We start from the raw sequence: 18,280 nt of genomic DNA, 5'->3' as shown, positions 1-18,280 counted from the left end.
ACCTTTAACACCATACGTGATCAATTCTCTCAAAGAACGAACATCCTCATTTTCTGTAGCTAATATCCCAATAGAGGAAGCTTTTTCGAGCATTGATTTTTTTGACAGAACTGCAAAGGTCGCTGCATCATGCAAATTATTGACAGACACCTTTTCTCTAAGTTCATTTCTCAACGCCAGCATCTTGTTGATTTCTTTTTCAAATGCCGCGTCATCAAAATTGGTATTCGTAATCGTCATAAATAGGCTGTTGAGCACTTCATGGTTGATGGTTCCTAATTCCTTAACATTCAACTTTCCTTTAACCACTAGTTCAGAAATACCCTTGAGAGTGTAAATCAGTAAATCCTGAAGCTTTGCAACCTCTTCGCTCTTGCCACAAACACCCTTGATGTCGCAGCCCGTGCCTTTTGCTGTCTCCTGGCATTGGTAACAAAATATACTCATCGAGTTTTCCTCCCTTTATTCGGATGTTCCATCTTGGATCATTCTTTCCGCTTTGTATAAGGCATTGCGGCGGCCCATTCATCAGGCATATCCATATAAGACATTTCCTTCTTCAGTCATCAAATGGATACCTCCTCACTGATTTGAGCATACCACGACTGGTGGTCATACCACCCTGATGCCTTCACGATAGGCGAGGGCCACAAATTATCAAGAACCGTGGAGTGCACTGCAGGGGGCTTGTGTTGCCAGATGGGCCCGGATCCTGCGTTGCGGGCAGGCTCATTGCTCATATACTGATAGTATGGAACAGGACAGGAAAAGACTCCGCAAGGGTGGGGCAATCGCAGTCGCTGTGTCAGGTGACGCCGCGGACTACGTGAATGACTTCCGCAGGCGGTATGATCCCCACGTGGCCCGCATATTGCCGCATATCACGCTCGCGGTTGCGCCCGAACTCGACGCCTGCGACTGGATGCCGGCGCGTCCCCGGATCAGGGAGGCATTGTCCCGGATTCCCCCGTTCACCGTCCACGTCGCCGAACTCGGCACGTTCATGGACGACCTTGTGCTCTGGCTGCAGCCGAATGTACCACATGACGAACTGTTCACGCTGAGGCAGATGGTCCTGGGGTCATTCCCGGACGTGGTGTTCGACCGCGTGGACGACTTCGTGCCCCACATCTCCATCGGGTTCTTTACAAGTCGTGAAGCTTTGCTTGAGGCCCAGGGTACCGTCCGGCGTGAATTAACTCGGTTCTCGTTCCGGGTAGCGTATGTCTCCTATCTCCAGGCCGATGAAGGCAACATCTGGCAATGCGTCGACACGGTGGAACTTGGGGGATTGAGCACGGGGGTCACCTGCTCCGACGCCTGAACGCCCCGATGTGTTTCGGAGAACTGTCATCAAGGAGGAATCATGAGTATCTTCTATTGCGACACGTGCCACACAAAGTTCGAGGCAGGGGGAATCAAGACTGACTGGATCGACCGGACATATGGTCCCTGCACAAGGTGGACTGCCTCGTGCCCTGACTGCGGCGAGGAATGCCAACTGGCGAAGACTGTCCATGCTCACGCCGACGGGGATGACGGCTGTGAAGGAGAGTCCTGTGGCTGCGGAGGAGGTTCCTGCAGCTGCGGCGGCTCCGGATGTTCCTCCTGTGGTGGGTGCTGAGAAGTCTCTTATCTGTCATTCCCCCGAGCCCTTTTGTTCAAGGCGAGGGGTGCTTCTCCGCGCATGCGGGAATCCAGCCCTGCCCCAACGTGTGGGTCTCCGCCTTCGCGGGGACGACGACATCCCACTCAAGGTGACCCCATATCAGCCTGTGGAAACAGACCTGTGGAAAGTGGGTAGAAGTTCGGGAAGATGACGGCTGAGCCGCACAAAAACGCAGTCTGAGCTTGTGGATAACCTGTCAGCATGTTGGGACAAGGTGTCAGCAAAGACCCACAGACGATTTGTTAATGCGATGTTCTGGTTCCGTTGCAACCGGTTGCAGGGTGTGGATAACTCTAACTGCTGATTGTGACAGCTGTCATCACAGTTCAGACAGGCTACTTGTCGTACGGCTCTCCCTTGAGAATGGAGAACGCGCGGTACAGTTGCTCCAGGAGGATCACCCGTGCCAGCTCGTGCGGCAGGGTCAGCTTCCCGAACGAAAGGATGCTCGTGCCGGGAGAGAGAGGGCGGACTCCGACATTCTGTTCGATGTACGTCTGCAAGGTGGGGTTGAACCCCTCGGCGCCGCCAATGAAGAATGATAGCTTGCGCGTCCCCATGTTCATGAGGTCCTGCAGGCGCTCAGACAGCTCGTGCGACGTGATCTCCTGACCACGGGGGTCAAGCAGGACACGCGCCCCTTCTTCGAACCGTGCATAGTTGGCAAGTTGCCTCGATGCGGAGTCGATGACGCTCAGCTCACAATAGTGCTCGAGGCGACGACAATATTCATCCTGTGCCATCTTGTTGTAGGACTTCTTGAGACCGCCGCCCTGGGCGCATATCATAATCTTCATGCGGTCAGTATAGCGGTTGCAGTCCCCCGGACAAGAACTGGATTCCCGCATGCGCGGGAATGACAACCAGAAGGGTTTCAATTTGTCGTCCCCGTGAAGGCGGAGACCCACAGCATCATGCAAGAATAAAGACGTTCTAGTGGCTGGTGATGTGCCCCTTGCCAAGCCGCTTGGACTCGTACAGGCGGTCGTCAGCCAGCTTGACGAGGTCCTCTGCCGAGGAATCGCTGACATAGTTGGCGATACCGGTCGAGAACGTCACACGCCCCAGCATCGTGATGAGTTCCGGGCATAAGAAATCGGTCAGGCGTTTCAGGAGCACCTCAGCCTGCTCACGCGTCGTCTCGGGCAACAAGAGCAGAAATTCGTCCCCACCATAGCGGAACACCAGGTCGGAGGCACGGGCAATTTTGCGGATACAGCCTGCGAAGACCCGCAACAGGCGGTCCCCCTCCTCGTGGCCCAGATTATCGTTGACAGCCTTGAAGCCGTCGAGGTCCAGCATGGCCAAGCTCATGTCTCGATGGTACCGAGCCGCACGCTGAATCTCCGCAGGAACCATTTCATCCATCATGCGACGGTTGAAAAACCCTGTGAGTCCGTCGCGGGTTGCCTGCTCGCGCAGCTGCTTTGTCTTCTGCTGATTGTCGATGAGCAGGGCAAGCCCCGAGGCAAACGGCGTAAGCAGCCGGATGTCGGAGTGCGTGAACGCTGCAACCATGGGCGACTCCAGGTTGAGCACGCCAACGCAACTCCCTCCTACAAGCAGCGGAATCGCCAGTTCAGACAGCGCGGGCCACAGCCCTTCGATGAATTCGGCACACATCCTCGTGTCGCGGACAAGAACCGGCTTTGACGACAGGAACGCGCGCACGGTGACACCTTTACGACCGTGCACGTCCATTTCCATTCCAGCGTGCCCGATCTCACGTCCACGGCTGGCCTTGAGCACCAGCATCTCACGTCGCGGGTCATGCACGAAGACGACGACATGTGCATATCCCAAGATACGACCGATGCGTTCGAGAACGTGATCGATCTTCACTTGCAGTCCCTGTTCGTCGGTTGCTTGCGCGCCAGCGACCGCCATCTCATAGAGGATGCTCATCTGCTGGTTGCGCACTGCCAGTTCACGCGCCTCCTCATAGCGCAGAATGAGGAGCGCAATAGTGCTCACCACCGGTTCGATGACAGTGACTACTTCAGGGCCAATGCGCTGCTCGATGGCCTGGACGTTGACGATGGCGATGACGCGCCCACGCAGGAGGATGGGGAAGCCGGCCCACGAAGTGGTGGAAGGTACCGGCTCGCGCCAGTCGGCCATCGATCTGAAATCCTCAATGATCACTGGTTTCTTCGTATGGACGATGTCTGCAAGTTTCCTGGGCAGGCCTTCCCGGTCGAAGCTGCGCTCAGTGCTGTGAATGATGGAGGCGGCGATGTTCGCCCAAGCCTCGATGCGCAGCTTCCCTTGCGGACTGATCCTGAGGAGCATCACACTGCAGGACGGCACGAGATGTGCAACTACCTCTACGGCCCGCTGCACCGCCTTCCGGTGCGAACGTTCCTGGAGGATGCTCTGCAATTCGTGCAGCTCGATGACACCAGTGCTAGTCGCCACGTTCACATTAATAGCATTTTAGCAACCATCGGTGTTTTTTCCAGTTTTGCTCAGCCCTCGCGCTTCAGCCCGAAGTTGGCGACAAAAAACTCCATCTCTGCGGGAGGAATGTGATGCACGCCGCCGAGTATGGTCGCATACACCACAGACATGCACGTCTGCTCGAGGAGCTCCATACGGTTGTACGCCTCCTCCAGGTCCGCGCCGACGGTGATTGCGCCATGGTTCGCCATCAATACCGCGTTGCGGTGAGCAAGTCCTTCGGCAACTTCGCAGGCCAGCTCAATCGTCGACGGTGTCACGTACGGCAGGCAGGGAACATGGCCCAGCAGGATGGTCGTCTCCGGCAGAACGTCGTCCGGAATCTCGCGGTGGGCGAGTGCAAAGCCAACGGCAAACCGGGGATGAGCGTGGATGATGGCATTCACGTCTGGTCGGCCCTTGTAGATCTCGTAGTGCATCTTGCCTTCGGATGATGGGTTGCCGTTTCCTCGCAGTTTGTTGCCCTCAATGTCGACAACGACCACGTCGCCTTCCGTCATGAACCCCTTGTTGATACCGGCTGGTGTAATAACGATCTCGTCTCCCCGCCGAATACTCACGTTGCCACCCAGGGCGGCGTTCATGTTTTTGGAGTACAACCTCTTGGCTATCTCGACCAGTTTTGTTGCTGTTTCCATCCAAACCTCCCCATTTCCACCCCGGACTGCGAGCTCTTGCGTCGCTTCTGAAGCCGGGTTGTCATTCATTGAGTATACCATATACTTGCAAGGTAGGTAATCATGTTCAGTGTGGAGGACCAATGTATTCAATCATCGTTCATGGCGGTGTCGGAGCGGTATCCCACGAAAAGGAAGAAGCTGTTATTGCCGGGGTCCGGGAAGCTGTCAAAGCCGGAAGTGACGTTCTTGCGAGCAGTGGATCCTCTCTGGACGCTGTGGAGACTGCTATCAAGATTCTGGAGGACAATCCGCTGTTCAACTGTGGCACCGGCTCCGTGCTAACGTTCGATGGAGAGGTTGAGATGGACGCAGCCGTTGCCTATGGTCCTGCACTTGGATTTGGAGCCATCGCCGGCATCAAGAACATCCAGCATCCCATCTCACTGGCGCGCATGGTCATGGAGAAGACGGACCACGTGCTTCTTCAGGGCGGTGGCGCTCAGGAATTTGCTCGCATGATGGGCATCGCATCCCACGATCCCATTACTGAGGAACGGCGCGTCCAGTGGCGAGCATACCGCGAGAAGTTCCTCCGTGGTGATGCGGGCGACTGGCCGAAGCTCAAGGCCCTCATGAAGGAACATCCGGAGTTCATGCACGGCACCGTTGGCGCTGTCGCCGTGGACGAAAAGGGCGAGATAACCGCAGGCACATCCACGGGTGGCGTCTTCCTCAAAATGCTGGGACGCGTCGGTGACACCCCACTGCCCGGCGCAGGGACGTATGCCACGAACTTTGGCGGCGCCTCGTCGACCGGACTGGGCGAGAGCATGATGCGCACCCTCATCACCAAGACCGCCTGCGACTTCATGCGCATGGGGCTCAACGCCCAGGGCGCCGCATCTGGCGCAGTGAACATGCTCAGCAACATCCTGGGGACCGAGGCGGGGATCATCGTCGTCGACAATCAGGGCGGCATCGGTTTTGCCCAGAACACACCGCAGATGCCCCACGCCTACTTCAAGAAGGGCATGTCCGAACCAGTTGCAGAGCTGTAACCCTCACACATCTGGAACAACCATGGAAAGAGATGAAAATATGTTCGACATCGACACATACGCGAGAGAAGCGGCGGAGCACCGTCACTATCTGCATGCCCATCCGGAACCTTCGTTCGAGGAACAGGGGACGCAGCAGTACATCACTGATTGCTTGCACAGTCTTGGTTTGAATCCCTCGCCCATAGCGGGAACCGGGGTCACGGCGACCATCACCGGAACGCAGGGTCCTGCGAACGACAAGGTCCTCCTATTGCGCGCCGACATCGACGCCCTGCGACTGACTGAGGAGACTGGTCTGCCATTTGCTTCACAGAACAAAGGCGTGATGCACGCCTGCGGCCATGACGGCCATACCGGGACGTTGCTCGCCGTCGCGCACTGGCTGGTCGACCATCGGGACCAGTTTGGCGGGACGGTCAAGCTGCTCTTTCAACCAGCAGAGGAGATCTCGCCCGGCGGCGCGGAACCATGCGTCAAGGAGGGGGTCCTCCAGAACCCAGATGTCACCTTTGTCTTCGGGATGCATCTGTGGAACACGTTCGAGTTTGGCAAGATCGGTCTGCGTGCGGGGCCTCTCCTGGCAGAAGCTGACCGGTTCGAGCTGACGGTCACCGGCAAGGGCACACACGCCGCGGCACCACACCTCGGCGCGGACCCAATCGTGGCCGCCGCCCAGATTGTCACCGCCCTCCAGACGATCGTCTCGCGTGAGACCAATCCTCTCGAATCGCGTGTGGTGACCATCGGCACCATCGACGGCGGCTCTGCATTCAACATCATCCCCCAGAGCGTCCACATGACCGGCACCCTGCGCGCACTGTCGCGGGAAGACGCCGAACTCGGCGCCGCCAGTCTGCGCCGCATCGTCAGTCATACGGCCGAAGCTCTTGGCACGACTGCCGCAATCGACTACGAATTCGGGTATCCCCCCGTCATCAACAGTTGCGAATCCGTCGCCTTCCTGCGTCCCATCCTCCAGCAACTCGTCGGCGAAAGCAACGTCGTCGAGCCTGAGATCAGTATGGGTGGAGAAGACTTCGCCTACTACCTCCAGCAGGTCCCCGGGGCGTTTATCTTCCTCGGGACGAGAAACGTGGCAAAGGGTCTCACCGCCCCACACCACAATCCGAAGTTCACCTTCGACGAGGACATCTTCCCTGTCGCGGTGTCGATATTCGTGGCCGTCGTGAGGCGATACCTTTCGTGAAACTCTCCACACGGCGTGTCGCGCAGCTTGCCGTCATGGTGGCACTGCTGGTCATCGGCGCTTACGTCAGTATCCCCCTCCGGCCGGTCCCGATAACATTCCAGAGTGCCTTCGTCGTGCTGACACCACTCCTGTTCGGCACGAGCGCGTACATTGCCGTCCTGGCCTACCTGCTGCTTGGACTGGTAGGCCTGCCGGTCTTCGCAGAGGGAGCCTCCGGTCTGGTCGCTCTCTCGGGACCGACGGGCGGCTTCCTTGTCGGTTTTCTGCTCGCCTCCATCGTCATTGGCGTCATTGCCGAGCATTGGCACTGGGACTCCCGGTGGCGTGACCTGGTTCTTGCAGAAGGATCGCTCGTCTTCATCTATGTCCCCGGCATCTTCTGGATGTGGCACGTTCTCCTGTTGCGAGGGGGCGCCGCCCAAGCAGCTCTCGTCGGCCTCATCCCGATCCTGGCCCTCGACGTCGTCAAAATGGCCGTGGTCGCCGCCCTTGCGCGTCCCCTTCGTTCGGCCCTGACTGAGGTAGACGGTGGCTGACTACAAGGTTCTGCTTGCCTACGCCAGCGTGGGCGCCGGACATGAACAGGCGGCACGCGCGCTGGGAGAGGTTTTCGAGCAGCGAGGCTGGGCAACGCGATACGTCGACTTCCTTGACGAGGCCCCCGCGCCCATGCGCTTTGTCATGCGCGACGCCTACCTGCAACTTGTCAGGATCCTCCCCCTGGCCTACGATCTGGCCTTCCAGCACACCGTCACCCAGGACCTCAGGGAGGCGGAGCGCACATCGCGGCTTCTCGCAAACGTCGGCTACAGAAGGCTGCAAGAGCTGGCGCTCATGGAGGCTCCCGACGCGATCATCTCCACGAATCTCTGGCCGACGCTGGCGCTTTCAAAAGTCAAACGGCACCGCATGCAGGGAACACCGCTCATCAACTGCTTCACCGACTACGTCCTGCAGACGCTGTACATGTCCAAGGGAGTCAACTGGCACGTCTCGGCAAACGAGCAAATCACCGCCACCTTCGAGGCTACCCACCGGCGTCTCCGCGAACCCATCTACTCCTTCGGCATTCCCGTCCGTCCGGCGTTCGCCATCCACCGTGCGCGGGAGGAAGCCCGTGCCATGCTGGGTATCCCGCAGGACGCCCATCTGGCCGTCGTCACGGGAGGCGGACTGGGCCTCGGGCATATCCTCGAGGCATGTGACACTCTGACGTCCAGACCCTTTGGAGAACCCGTCACCATCATGGCTCTCTGTGGCAACAACGCTGATGTCCAGAGCCAGATAGGGAGCATGGCCATCGCGCGTTCGTCCAGGCACACTATCAGAGCAGTCGGTTGGACTGACCAGATTCCCGCGTATATGCAGGCAGCCGACCTGCTTGTCAGCAAGGCAGGGGGCATCACGCTTGCCGAGGCGGCGGCTGTCGGTGTCCCGCTCGTCATCTTCGAGCCCCTCCCGGGCCAGGAGACCGCGAACACACGGTTCCTGACACAACACGAAGCCGCGTATGCTGCGGAGGATGCCGATCAGCTTCTTCGTGCCGCCGATGAACTCATGTTTACAAGCAGGGGGTCAGAGATGTCCGGTAACCTCAGGCGCCTGGGGAGGCCCAACGCCACGCAGGACATCGTCGCAAGGATCTGTGAAGACGTATATCGCCCAACATCGCCAACAGAGTCATCATGACGGAATTGTTGCCGCCCTGGGCGCAGCTCCTGCCCAAACACTTCACCGCGTCAGGTTTTGTCCTGCGAGATGACCGCATCCTGCTGGTAAATCACCGCAAACATCATGTCTGGATCTACCCTGGCGGTCACGTGGAGCCCAACGAGACACCAGACGAAGCATGCCTCCGCGAGATCTTCGAGGAGACAGGGGTGCATTGCCGCATCGTGAGCCCCCGGGACGAGACACTGGGCGAGCCCGGTGTCGTGGAGGTCCTGCACGTTCCGTGGATGGTCCTGTGTGAGCGCATCCCAACCGGCACGGAACCCGAGCACTGCCACATCGACTTTGCCTACGTCTGTGAGCCCTTGGCCGGCGAGGGAACTCATCTCACCGAGGACACACGGGAGACGGAAGGCATCGGATGGTTCACGCTCGAGGAAATGGGTTCGCTGAACCTGTTCCCCGACTTCCGCCGTCAGGTCACAAAACTGCTCAGTCCGTAGTCCGCCTGCTGGAAGACGTCAGTACACCTTTGTACGAACAACCCGCATCGGCACCAGCTTCCTTTTCCTGGACATCCTGGACCTGCCAGGTGCAGGGGCATGGTTGCTCCCAGTCGTGCTACGTACTACGATCTTATTCTACTTCTTGTCAGAGAACTTCACAGTAACGTGAGTGCCGTCACAAAATGGTTTGTTGCTGGATTTTCCGCATCTGCACAATGTCACCCTGTTTCTTGGCTCATATTCTTTGCCCTTGCAAGACTCCACAGGTATCTTCCCTCGTACCCAAAGAGGACCACTCACGCCCTCCTGAGGGTCTTCAACAAGAGCGATGGATTCCCCACATGCGGGTTCGATCGGTTTTTCTGTTTCCTTATCATAGCACACCAGCCTGCCGGACGGGCAGTTGCCGGCAGTCTGTATTGCCATCTCTTTGGCGAGTGGAACGCCTGAGTGTTTTGTCAACTCCCACGTGCCAATGCCCTTGTCACAGAACCTCGCACCTACGCAGAGTTCTGCTTTGTCTCTAAGAACTAGAGTGGGGCCCTGTATGGCTTGGGAACTCCGTTCATACGGCTCATTCTGTGCCGTCTCTGTACCATCGAAGTCAATCTTTTCATGTGTCCCATCGCAAAATGGTTTGTTGCTGGATTTTCCGCACCTGCACAATGCACAGCTTTCGGGAGTCTCAGACTTCTCAGTCTCTTCCCATGTGTCCGAAACACCATTCTCGTCAACAATGATGGTCTCTCTCGATAAGCGAACTTTACCGGACACCAGGTAGGGTCCATCTTTGGTAATCTGTATTCTAGGTTCTTCTCTCACCTTGTTCTCCCCTTCTGGTCTCTTTGCCCAGATTCATTACCCTTCCACACAATCAAGCCAATCGGCAACCCCACACAACCCCGATGCGTCTCTGGACATTGTCGGTCTGCCTACCACACAAGTATTGATTATTATGTCCAGAATGGCTACGGTGTGAACAGTTTTTTGAGCTCATTCTCATAAGTCCGTGCCACCCACTAGAACCAGTGCACGACCTCGGACAAGGGGCGCCTCGGACGGGCAGCGGGCTGCTCGTCTGGATACCCAAGCGCCACTGCGGCCACGAGCTGGCCCGATTCTCCCAGCCATTCTTCCAGTTGTTGATACGCCGACCACACGTCACACATCCAGACCGCGCCCAGACCCATAGCCTGTGCGGCCAGCAGCATGTTCTGGATCGCCGCCCCGATGGACTGAGTGTCTACTGTTTCCATGACTATTTGCGCAAGCGAGTGCGACGCCCAGGGTGCCACACCTTCCGGGTTGAAGACAAAGATCGTCACGGGAGCGCGGTCCATGACACGCGCCGTCATAATGGCCGAGCCGGTGTCTATCCCGCGAGCCTTGGTGTCTGTGATGCCCTCGCGCATGACTCGTATCATCTGTGCGCGCTTCTCGTCGCCCGCCACCACGACGAACCGCCATGACTGATGGTTCTTACCCGACGGCGCGAGAATCGCCGCTGCGAGGACCGCGTTCACGGTCTCCTCGGTAACAGGACGGTCAGTGAATTTGCGGATGCTCCTCCGCGCGGCTATCGCTTCCAGGATATCCACGACTGGTGCCTCCCCGTAAAATTTCTGTATGTCAACGAGCCACAGCCAGGGCCCCCATCGGGTCCCATGGCGGCAGGATCGTCGGCTCTTCACGCAGGACAGCAGCCAGATCCTCCGGGAGATAGTCCCGGCTGACGGCGACCTCGTACACGTACTCGTCGAACCACGCGTCTGTCATGACGAAGAATCCCTTCTCCCCGAACTTGTCTCCCCACGAATTCTCGACACGCCACTTGCGTGCATGCCCATCGCCGTCGAGGTCGACGCCTGTCAGCACCATGGCGTGCGTCATGGCACTCTGCCCATACATGATGCGCTCGGCCTTGTCACTCATGAGCCCCTCGCCATAGACAAGGTCATACTCATAGATCGACGGGTCCAGGATGCCGAGGTCCCGCTCTTCGAACTTGCCCACGTCGCAGCCGAACCACACCGGACGGCCGGCGACCAGCATGTCGATCGCAGCCTGCTTGAAAACCTCGATGGGCGTGTTCAGGTACCGGATACCCCTCGCCTCGATGACATTGCCCAGGTAGCCGATGGTGTATAGATGGTTCATAGGTTTGTCGGGCGTCGGGCAGTTGATGAGACAGACCTTGTTCTCGAGGTCCACGCCGACGTACCGCGCGAAGAAATCCTGCGGAGTGATGGTACCGTCCCGGTGGAAGGTACCCCCCTTGTCCCGCCACTGCCAGAAGAATTCGACGGGCGGCGTCCCGAGATGCGTGGCCAGCATGCGGAAGATCACGTTCATCATCATTTCCTTGCGCGAACGCAGGACGTCCTCTTCATCTCCACTGGCAGCCATGCGCCTCAGTTCGGCGGCATACTCGCGCAGCTTGGCCGTGATAACGTCGTTCATGTCCCTTGTGTTGCTGCTGCTCTCCGTCTCGGGCATGACGGTCTTCGGGACGACGCCGTACTTGGTCACGAGGGCACAGAACATGTCCCACTGGCCACCATCCTGCAAAGGGGAACCCAAGAGGTACATCAGGAGGCGCCCATCGACAGGCTCGGACAGCGTGGCAAGGATACTCTCGAGGAAGTAGCTCGCCTTCTCCAGCTTGTCCCAGAACATGAGGTAATTCTGTGACAGCTCGAACTTGTCAACATCAAGGCGTTTCATCGCTTCGGTCCGGAACGTATTGAGGCCGGAGAACAGCCAGCAGCGCCCGCTCTTCTCCTGAGCCGTCGCCTCGTTGCTCGGCAGCATCACGGAGAACGTGTGGTCTACCCCCGTCGCCGCCTCGTGGTTGAGGGCAACGGTATGCACGGAAACCCGCGTCACAGCGTTCTGTACCAGCCTGTTGACCGGATCGCTCTCGAATGACATCCTGAACTGATCGAGCATCTCTTGCGTCATGACTGCCTGTGGATTGTACTGACTCATGGTTCTTCCTCCCGTCGTGCGGGTTCTGCCACCCGTCGTCTCGTTTAGATTACACCGCTCCTGTGTTTTTGCGAGAGGGCCCAGCCTTGTATACTACTCATATGAGACTGCGAATCGCAAGCTGGAATGTGCGCGGTATGCCCCATCCGACCGATCAGCTCCGATTGCTGGCTGACCAGAACTCCGACATCCTGCTCCTGCAGGACGTGGGACCATCCGCCGTACGTGCCGTGGTGGACAGTCGCCTGTGGGAACACACCACCGACACATGGTCGTTTCCTATCTCTTCCCAAGGTGTCGCCCGCCGGGGCGGGTGCTTAATAGCGGCCACAGGCGAATGGGTGCTCGGGTCAGCGTTACCTGTCCCAGACCTCCTGCTCCCCAGTCGTTCGCTTGCCATCACTGCCACCCACACGGGATCCGCCCTGACGCTCCTCTCCTGCTATGCCCCCACTAATACGGGTCCAGGCAAAACGGAGCGACCCCGCGCGTTCAGCGCCCTTGCGGATTGGCTGTCCTCCGCCCCCTGCCCCGTCGTGCTGGGCATGGACGCCAACGGGCCGCGCGTGGACCACCCCGACATCGAGCAAAGCAGGTGGTGGACTGAAGAAGAGGCGCTGGTCCTCGGCGCCGGGACACGAACCGAAGACGTCCTGCGCTTGTGGTACACCGGCCATCCCGCAGAACTGAAACGCCGGGTACGGTACTACCCGAACGGACCCCTTGCCGATTCGTATCACCGCGGACGGAAAGGCAAATACCTGCGCTGCCGCTATGACAGCATCCGCGTCTCGCCCAGCATCAGTGTCACGGATGTCCGCTACCTGTATGAAGAGGCTGTCCGGGCCGGCAGTGATCACGCACTCGTTGTCACAGACATCGATCTGCCCTGAACAGTAGAACGTCAACCGCTTCAGAGATATCTTTACAAGATCAGACCTTGTGAGCTCTCGTATAAGACTCCGGCACATACCCGGCGATTCCATGCTTTGTTGCTGCATTGATCATCCAGTAGGGATTGCGCAGAAGCTCACGTCCCAGCGCCACTAGATCCGCCCTGCCGTTTTGAAGAATTTCTTCCACCATTTCATCATTTGTAATCAAACCCACGGCGATTGTCGGTTTGCCACATTCTTTTCGTATCTTTTCTGACAAGGGGACCTGATACCCGGGATAATCGTTGATCTCTATAGGGAGTAGGCCACCAGAACTTACATGGACAAGATCAATCGAAGATTTGACCATGTTTATTATTTGCACCATCATTTCGCCGTCGATTCCACCTTCCTGATAATCACGGGCAGAGACACGGATCCACAGCGGTTTTTCTTCGGGCCAGACAGGGCGAACGGCTGCCAGTATTTCTTTGAGAAACCTGACCCGGTTCTCCAGACTGCCACCATACTCATCCGTGCGCCTGTTGGTAATCGGCGACAGAAACTCATGAACAAGGTAGCCATGCGCCGCATGGATCTCCAAAGCGTCGAATCCGGCGGTATTGACCCGCCCAGCCGCCGCTTTGAAGGCTGCAACAATCTCACCGATCTGTGCCTTCGTCAGCTCTTCCGGCATACGGTAATCGCTGCTAAAGCGGACAGCGCTCGGGGCAAAAGGTTGTCTTGCGGAGGACGTGCTCTTTCTGCCGGCGTGGTTGATTTGAAGCGCAATTTTGGCGCCGTTTGCATGGCAGGCATCCACAATCCGTTTCAGCCCGGCAATCTGGTCGTCATTCCAGATGCCAAGGTCGTTGTCCGTGAGCCTGCCCTCAGGGGCTACACCGGTCGACTCCACAATGATCAACCCTACTCCTCCCAGAGCTCTGGAGGCATAGTGGCATAGATGAAACGACGATGGCAAACCGTCAGACGTTGCCTGATACATACACATCGGCGGCATAACGATTCTGTTCTTAAGAGTTATATCTTTGACTTTGTATTCTTCAAACAGTTTCATTGAGCTTACCTCCTTTTTCATTTCCTGAAGATAGATTCCGGACAACCGAATTATGTCTATTTAATTCCTTTGCACTCGTCATTCGCACCTCCAAATTGCTTTCAAACCCCTTGTACTATGAGCAGTCTACCGTATCTGCCCACTGGAATCAACGGTAAGATTGTATGTTTCTGTATGCCTGAAACCATTTTGTCCAAAGAGGGCATGAGTTCCCCAATAAAACTCACACTTATCTGGTTGAGGTTGCCGTCTGTCTGCTTGCTTAGAATAATGTGTCACTATACACGTTTTCATGTAGTTCTGATACTAGGAAGAATACCAAAGAATGAGCTTTCCGACCTGACAGAATTTCTACATTCATCAGTGGGGAAACATCCTATCTGTAATGGCCGTGGACTCGGTCTGCCAATGGTTACCTGCATCACCAGTGTGCACGGTCCTGACAAGTAATACAGGCAAGGGACTGACAGTGAGCATTGAGCTTCCAATCATCAAGGAGCTCTTATGAAAAAGGGGGACTGTGACCGATCGGTCACAGTCCCCTATAACCTATTGAACGACTTGCCAGTACTTAGGTCAGAATCTTCTGGAGCAGTGGAAAATCAGCAACATTTCTGATGCGAAGTTTCCTGTTTTCCTCGCTGAAACACTACGCTATGCTGTGCGGAGGTATTCTCTCAATTCCTGACAGTTTTCCGCATAGGTGTGACCGGCGCGGAATGCAGTCTTGGTTCCCAGCACCAGCACATCGGCCCCCTGCTGCACGACCTGCCGTGCATCGTTGAAATTCAGGCTTCCATCCACCTCTATCGAGACATCCTGTCTTCCATGCTCGTCCAGCATCTTGCGTATTCTGGCGATCTTGTCCAGGATCTGACGATCCAATTCCGGCTCTGGAACACTGAAGGTACGGATCATCAGATTGACCATGTCAACGTACGGAACCAGCTCCTCCAGCACGCTGAGGGGAGTGCCTGGATTCAACGTCACCGCCGGCTTGCCACCAGCGTTCCGCACCCTTTTGAGAAGGGACGTGATCTGCATGGTCGTCTCCATCTGGATATCGATGTAGGAATTCTTGCAGTACGGCAAGAAAGCATCCAGGAGATGGGCGGGCCTTCCGACTGAAATATGGATGTCCAGCGGGATAGCCGTAGCCGCGCAGATGGCAGGAATCAGTTTCGGCGACATCAGGATTGTGTCACCATAACTTGTATCCAGGATATCGATATGAAGCAGGTCAACCTTCGCTTCTTCCAGCTTCCCGAGCTCGGATCCCAAGGCCAGCCAGTCTGCGCGTTCAATAGAGGGAGCTAATCTGATCTTAAGCATATTCCCCACCATCCCGTCACTGCAGATATTCCCGCAGGGCATTGCAACGCTCCACGACGGAAACGCCGGGTTGATAGACGCTCTTTGTGCCCAGAACAAATATGCTGGCACCCACCGCCTTCGTGCGACGGGCAACGTCAAACGAAACGCCACCATCCACTTCAATGGGGACATCCCGTCTTCCATGCTCGTCCAGCATCTTGCGTGTTCTGGCGATCTTGTCCAGCAGCTGATCGTCCAATCCGACCCCTGCCCCGTTGCCTGCATTTCCTAGCACAAGAAGGACCATGTCCAGCATCGGGATCAGCTCCTCCAGCATGCACAGGGGAGTAGCGTAATTCAGTGCCGCCGAGACCCTGCCGCCAGCATTTTTGACCTTCCTGAAGATAGACTGGATCTCCTTGGTCACTTCAGTGTGGATACTCACGTAGGCGCCCTGGATATGAGGAAGAATAGTATCCATGATCCGTTCCGGACGGTCGATCATCACATGAATGTCCAGCGGGATAGCCGTGATCTTACGCATGGCCGGAAGCATCAGCGGAGGCAACATCGTCGTGGTGGTAAACGTAGAATCCATGATGTCAAAATGGATCAGATCCACCTTTGCCTCTTCCAGTCTGTGGATCTCAGTTTCCAGGTTCAGCAGATCCGCGCACATGATGGACGGGGAAAGCATACTTTTCATAGACAATACCTCTCATTCCCGAATCTATTCAAGATTCGCATGCCTCTTCATAATGTATGTATCAATATCCTCATGCTCAGCCAGGAGATGTCCTCTTTCCAGCATTTCAAGCACCATAGCGTCGCAGAGGATCAACATGCTCTGTTCAAATGTACTGCCACTGGGCTGCAGCTTCTTCCTGCCGCTCGCCAGGGTAATCCGGACGACAAGATCGGCCTGTCTTCCGATCGTGGAATCGGGGCTATGCGTGATCAATGCTACCTTTGCACCAAGTTTCTTCGCCTTGTTCGCGACGATCGTCAGAGCGCCTGTCTCACCGGAACCTGATCCTATAACCAGAAGGTCCCCCGCTTCGATGGCCGGTGTCACTGTTTCACCCACAACGTAGGACCGAAGTCCCAGGTGCATCATCCGCATCGCAAACCCACGGATCATCAGGAGGGACCTGCCAGCCCCCGCGAAATATACCTTCTTCGCCGCGAGGATTGCATCCTCAAGACGGGCCGTTTCCTCCGGATCCACGCCTTTCAGCGTGCTTCCGAGTTCATTTATGATGTTTTGAACAATCTCATTTGTGTCAGCCATGATCTGTCTCCCTGTTCCGCTTCAGGCCTTGATGACCTTTTGCAGAGCAAGCGCCGTCTCCCGTGGATTGGCAGAACCTGTCAGCCCTCCACCCACGATGACGATCTCAGGACCAATGTTCTTGACAGCCCCGACCGTCTTCAGATTGATGCCGCCAGCCACTGCAACCTTGGCGTTTTTGACCACTGCCACAGTCTCTTCCAGTTCTTCCAGCGGCGTTTTGCCCGTGGACTGTACGTCAACAGCCGTGTGGACGCAGATGTAATCGACGCCGAACGTATCCAGTTCCTTTGCACGCGAGATGACATCGGGAACGTTGATCATATCGACCATGATCTTCCTGCCATACCGGTGTGCTGTCTCCATGGCTCCTTTGATGGTGGGATCCGGGGCTGCCGCCAAGACTGTGACGATATCCGCCCCTGCCTGGCATGCGTATTCTGCCTCAAGGCTGCCGCCGTCCATGATCTTGGTGTCCGACAGGATGGTAAGGTCGGGGTACTTTGCCCGCAAAGCCCGTACTGCAACCTGCCCCTCCAGAATCACCATCGGGGTACCTACCTCGACGATATCCACAACGTCATGAACCTTCTCCACCAGTTCCAATGCCTTTTTTGAATCAACTGTATCAATTGCCATCTGCAATTTCATTGCCTGACTCCTTTTTCCGTCTCAACAGCCATTATCTTCACGTGTCCGGCAGCTATCCCAGCATGTGTTCGATCTCTTCCTGGTACTGCTCGGGTTCATCCAGGAAATTGAACCGCTCCGGGCTGCTGACAAATGATTCATACACGGACTTCCCGAACGTGATGCCCAATGCAGGATTTTCATGAGCCTGGACGATCGTGAGCTGCGGAAGGTCTTTGTAATGACTGTTGTAGACAAATACAATTCTTCCTTGGATATTAAGGACATAGACGCCAAGACCGTGCCTCTGCTGAATGGGAGCATAGAGGAGCGGGCTCGGGGCGGCCAAGTTGCCGAATGCCATGGGCCCTTCACCAACGTTAATGGCACAGTGTCCACAAAACGGCGGTACGATGATCTTTTCACCAGCCTTCAGGAACACTGCTCTTAGCGTCTCCACCTTCAGCTCCTCGTCGGCATGGTCAAAATTCCTCGACTCCTGCAGAAGGAAGACCGCTTCTCCGGTCAGGACCTCATAGACTTCTGGAAATGTGCAGATGTGCCCCGGGACATAGCCGTGATAATGCCCCGAATTCTTTCGGCACTCACCACCCATCGTTCCCGGCATCAGGACCGTGATCCCGTTGGCATACTGACGCTTCTCAAACAGGTGTCGGTCCTCTTCCCGATAGATATCATGGCAGAAGACGTAACACAGCTCATCACAGTTCTCAGCAGCACTGTCGCGGTACAGGAGCCCTTTCATCTTCTGTAGATGCTTGGAGCTGCCGCCCCCGCAGACAACGCCTTCCCCGAATGTCAACTCCTGGGTCGCGTCGTCGAAGAAGACACGTAAACCAAATTTACTCAGTTCAGTCATTGAAATTCTCCATTGACATTTCTCACA

Annotated in this window: 19 protein-coding genes and 1 pseudogene; 7 read left to right on the top strand and 13 right to left on the bottom strand. The window is 56.6% G+C overall.

The features are described 5' to 3' along the window. Positions 1-447: pseudogene (locus SMC3_RS06055) on the bottom strand (hydroxylamine reductase); the annotation flags it as partial. Between the two features lie 304 nt (positions 448-751). On the opposite strand from SMC3_RS06055, the gene SMC3_RS06050 reads away from it, so the two are divergent. Beyond that, entirely contained in the window at positions 752-1,324 is a 573-nt protein-coding gene (locus SMC3_RS06050; protein ID WP_119086978.1) for a 2'-5' RNA ligase family protein, read from the top strand. A gap of 680 nt (positions 1,325-2,004) precedes the next feature. On the opposite strand, the gene SMC3_RS06040 is transcribed toward SMC3_RS06050, so the two are convergent. The 3 genes from SMC3_RS06040 to SMC3_RS06030 all read right to left on the bottom strand — a co-directional run bounded on the left by SMC3_RS06040 (position 2,005) and on the right by SMC3_RS06030 (position 4,767). After that, positions 2,005-2,466, bottom strand: a complete 462-nt coding sequence (locus SMC3_RS06040; RefSeq protein WP_165846620.1) for a 23S rRNA (pseudouridine(1915)-N(3))-methyltransferase RlmH — start codon at positions 2,464-2,466, stop codon at positions 2,005-2,007. A gap of 136 nt (positions 2,467-2,602) precedes the next feature. Next, on the bottom strand, positions 2,603-4,087 hold the full coding sequence (locus SMC3_RS06035; RefSeq protein ID WP_126851535.1) for a sensor domain-containing diguanylate cyclase: 1,485 nt from the start codon (positions 4,085-4,087) through the stop codon (positions 2,603-2,605). Positions 4,088-4,137: 50 nt separating this feature from the next. Further along, positions 4,138-4,767, bottom strand: coding sequence for a class II aldolase/adducin family protein (locus SMC3_RS06030; protein WP_165846619.1), 630 nt, complete (start codon positions 4,765-4,767; stop codon positions 4,138-4,140). Between the two features lie 122 nt (positions 4,768-4,889). On the opposite strand from SMC3_RS06030, the gene SMC3_RS06025 reads away from it, so the two are divergent. From SMC3_RS06025 to SMC3_RS06005, 5 genes are read left to right on the top strand one after another with little or no spacing between them, the layout of a single operon-like run. Then, positions 4,890-5,807: an isoaspartyl peptidase/L-asparaginase family protein gene (locus SMC3_RS06025; RefSeq protein ID WP_119086983.1), complete on the top strand. Its 918-nt coding sequence runs from the start codon at positions 4,890-4,892 to the stop codon at positions 5,805-5,807. Between the two features lie 22 nt (positions 5,808-5,829). Then, positions 5,830-7,017, top strand: coding sequence for a M20 metallopeptidase family protein (locus SMC3_RS06020; RefSeq protein ID WP_119086984.1), 1,188 nt, complete (start codon positions 5,830-5,832; stop codon positions 7,015-7,017). Then, on the top strand, positions 7,014-7,556 hold the full coding sequence (locus SMC3_RS06015) for a biotin transporter BioY (protein ID WP_119086985.1): 543 nt from the start codon (positions 7,014-7,016) through the stop codon (positions 7,554-7,556). The genes SMC3_RS06020 and SMC3_RS06015 overlap by 4 nt, the downstream gene beginning before the upstream one ends. Then, the gene (locus SMC3_RS06010; protein WP_119086986.1) at positions 7,549-8,709 is read left to right on the top strand and encodes an MGDG synthase family glycosyltransferase; all 1,161 of its coding nucleotides are present in this window, start codon (positions 7,549-7,551) and stop codon (positions 8,707-8,709) included. Before SMC3_RS06015 ends, SMC3_RS06010 begins: the two co-directional genes overlap by 8 nt. Then, a complete protein-coding gene (locus tag SMC3_RS06005) occupies positions 8,706-9,194 on the top strand; it encodes an NUDIX hydrolase (RefSeq protein ID WP_119086987.1) in 489 nt (162 codons plus the stop codon). Before SMC3_RS06010 ends, SMC3_RS06005 begins: the two co-directional genes overlap by 4 nt. Positions 9,195-9,332: 138 nt before the next feature. Here SMC3_RS06005 and SMC3_RS06000 read toward each other — a convergent pair whose 3' ends face one another. The 3 genes from SMC3_RS06000 to SMC3_RS05990 all read right to left on the bottom strand — a co-directional run bounded on the left by SMC3_RS06000 (position 9,333) and on the right by SMC3_RS05990 (position 12,185). Continuing rightward, the gene (locus SMC3_RS06000; protein ID WP_119086988.1) at positions 9,333-10,019 is read right to left on the bottom strand and encodes a CDGSH iron-sulfur domain-containing protein; all 687 of its coding nucleotides are present in this window, start codon (positions 10,017-10,019) and stop codon (positions 9,333-9,335) included. A 197-nt stretch (positions 10,020-10,216) separates the two neighbouring features. Beyond that, positions 10,217-10,795: a nitroreductase family protein gene (locus SMC3_RS05995; RefSeq protein ID WP_165846618.1), complete on the bottom strand. Its 579-nt coding sequence runs from the start codon at positions 10,793-10,795 to the stop codon at positions 10,217-10,219. Positions 10,796-10,826: 31 nt separating this feature from the next. Next, positions 10,827-12,185, bottom strand: a complete 1,359-nt coding sequence (locus SMC3_RS05990) for a C1 family peptidase (protein WP_207799695.1) — start codon at positions 12,183-12,185, stop codon at positions 10,827-10,829. 86 nt (positions 12,186-12,271) lie between these two features. Here SMC3_RS05990 and SMC3_RS05985 point away from each other — a divergent pair, with 86 nt between their 5' ends. Further along, positions 12,272-13,078: a hypothetical protein gene (locus SMC3_RS05985; RefSeq protein ID WP_207799694.1), complete on the top strand. Its 807-nt coding sequence runs from the start codon at positions 12,272-12,274 to the stop codon at positions 13,076-13,078. A 40-nt stretch (positions 13,079-13,118) separates the two neighbouring features. On the opposite strand, the gene namA is transcribed toward SMC3_RS05985, so the two are convergent. The 6 genes from namA to SMC3_RS05955 all read right to left on the bottom strand — a co-directional run bounded on the left by namA (position 13,119) and on the right by SMC3_RS05955 (position 18,253). Then, positions 13,119-14,138, bottom strand: coding sequence for an NADPH dehydrogenase NamA (namA, locus tag SMC3_RS05980; RefSeq protein WP_119086992.1), 1,020 nt, complete (start codon positions 14,136-14,138; stop codon positions 13,119-13,121). Positions 14,139-14,792: 654 nt separating this feature from the next. Further along, a complete protein-coding gene (locus tag SMC3_RS05975; RefSeq protein ID WP_165846617.1) occupies positions 14,793-15,470 on the bottom strand; it encodes a ribulose-phosphate 3-epimerase in 678 nt (225 codons plus the stop codon). A gap of 16 nt (positions 15,471-15,486) precedes the next feature. Then, positions 15,487-16,158 carry a ribulose-phosphate 3-epimerase gene (locus SMC3_RS05970; RefSeq protein ID WP_119086994.1) on the bottom strand — a complete coding sequence of 224 codons (672 nt, stop codon included), beginning with the start codon at positions 16,156-16,158 and terminating at the stop codon, positions 15,487-15,489. Between the two features lie 24 nt (positions 16,159-16,182). Next, on the bottom strand, positions 16,183-16,743 hold the full coding sequence (gene hxlB / locus SMC3_RS05965) for a 6-phospho-3-hexuloisomerase (protein WP_119086995.1): 561 nt from the start codon (positions 16,741-16,743) through the stop codon (positions 16,183-16,185). A gap of 21 nt (positions 16,744-16,764) precedes the next feature. Beyond that, complete coding sequence (hxlA, locus tag SMC3_RS05960) at positions 16,765-17,394, bottom strand: 3-hexulose-6-phosphate synthase (RefSeq protein ID WP_119089929.1); 630 nt, start codon at positions 17,392-17,394, stop codon at positions 16,765-16,767. Positions 17,395-17,446: 52 nt separating this feature from the next. Further along, the gene (locus tag SMC3_RS05955) at positions 17,447-18,253 is read right to left on the bottom strand and encodes a glucose-6-phosphate isomerase family protein (RefSeq protein ID WP_119089928.1); all 807 of its coding nucleotides are present in this window, start codon (positions 18,251-18,253) and stop codon (positions 17,447-17,449) included. Positions 18,254-18,280 lie beyond the last annotated feature (27 nt).

Source organism: Candidatus Cryosericum hinesii, assembly GCF_003570985.1.
Classification (GTDB): Bacteria; Caldisericota; Caldisericia; order Cryosericales; family Cryosericaceae; genus Cryosericum; species Cryosericum hinesii.
Note: the sequence above shows the minus strand (reverse complement) of the source record. Positions and strands in the feature narration are given on the sequence as shown.

What these genes read in the sequence shown, in the direction of transcription:
- SMC3_RS06020 (WP_119086984.1), top strand. Translation starts at nt 5,830, where the DNA reads ATGGAAAGAGATGAAAATATGTTCGACATCGACACATACGCGAGAGAA.
- SMC3_RS06005 (WP_119086987.1), top strand. Translation starts at nt 8,706, where the DNA reads ATGACGGAATTGTTGCCGCCCTGGGCGCAGCTCCTGCCCAAACACTTC.
- SMC3_RS06050 (WP_119086978.1), top strand. Translation starts at nt 752, where the DNA reads ATGGAACAGGACAGGAAAAGACTCCGCAAGGGTGGGGCAATCGCAGTC.
- SMC3_RS05970 (WP_119086994.1), bottom strand. Translation starts at nt 16,158, where the DNA reads ATGAAAAGTATGCTTTCCCCGTCCATCATGTGCGCGGATCTGCTGAAC.
- SMC3_RS05975 (WP_165846617.1), bottom strand. Translation starts at nt 15,470, where the DNA reads ATGCTTAAGATCAGATTAGCTCCCTCTATTGAACGCGCAGACTGGCTG.
- SMC3_RS05955 (WP_119089928.1), bottom strand. Translation starts at nt 18,253, where the DNA reads ATGACTGAACTGAGTAAATTTGGTTTACGTGTCTTCTTCGACGACGCG.
- namA (WP_119086992.1), bottom strand. Translation starts at nt 14,138, where the DNA reads ATGAAACTGTTTGAAGAATACAAAGTCAAAGATATAACTCTTAAGAAC.
- SMC3_RS05990 (WP_207799695.1), bottom strand. Translation starts at nt 12,185, where the DNA reads ATGAGTCAGTACAATCCACAGGCAGTCATGACGCAAGAGATGCTCGAT.
- SMC3_RS06030 (WP_165846619.1), bottom strand. Translation starts at nt 4,767, where the DNA reads ATGGAAACAGCAACAAAACTGGTCGAGATAGCCAAGAGGTTGTACTCC.
- SMC3_RS06025 (WP_119086983.1), top strand. Translation starts at nt 4,890, where the DNA reads ATGTATTCAATCATCGTTCATGGCGGTGTCGGAGCGGTATCCCACGAA.
- hxlA (WP_119089929.1), bottom strand. Translation starts at nt 17,394, where the DNA reads ATGAAATTGCAGATGGCAATTGATACAGTTGATTCAAAAAAGGCATTG.
- hxlB (WP_119086995.1), bottom strand. Translation starts at nt 16,743, where the DNA reads ATGGCTGACACAAATGAGATTGTTCAAAACATCATAAATGAACTCGGA.
- SMC3_RS06040 (WP_165846620.1), bottom strand. Translation starts at nt 2,466, where the DNA reads ATGAAGATTATGATATGCGCCCAGGGCGGCGGTCTCAAGAAGTCCTAC.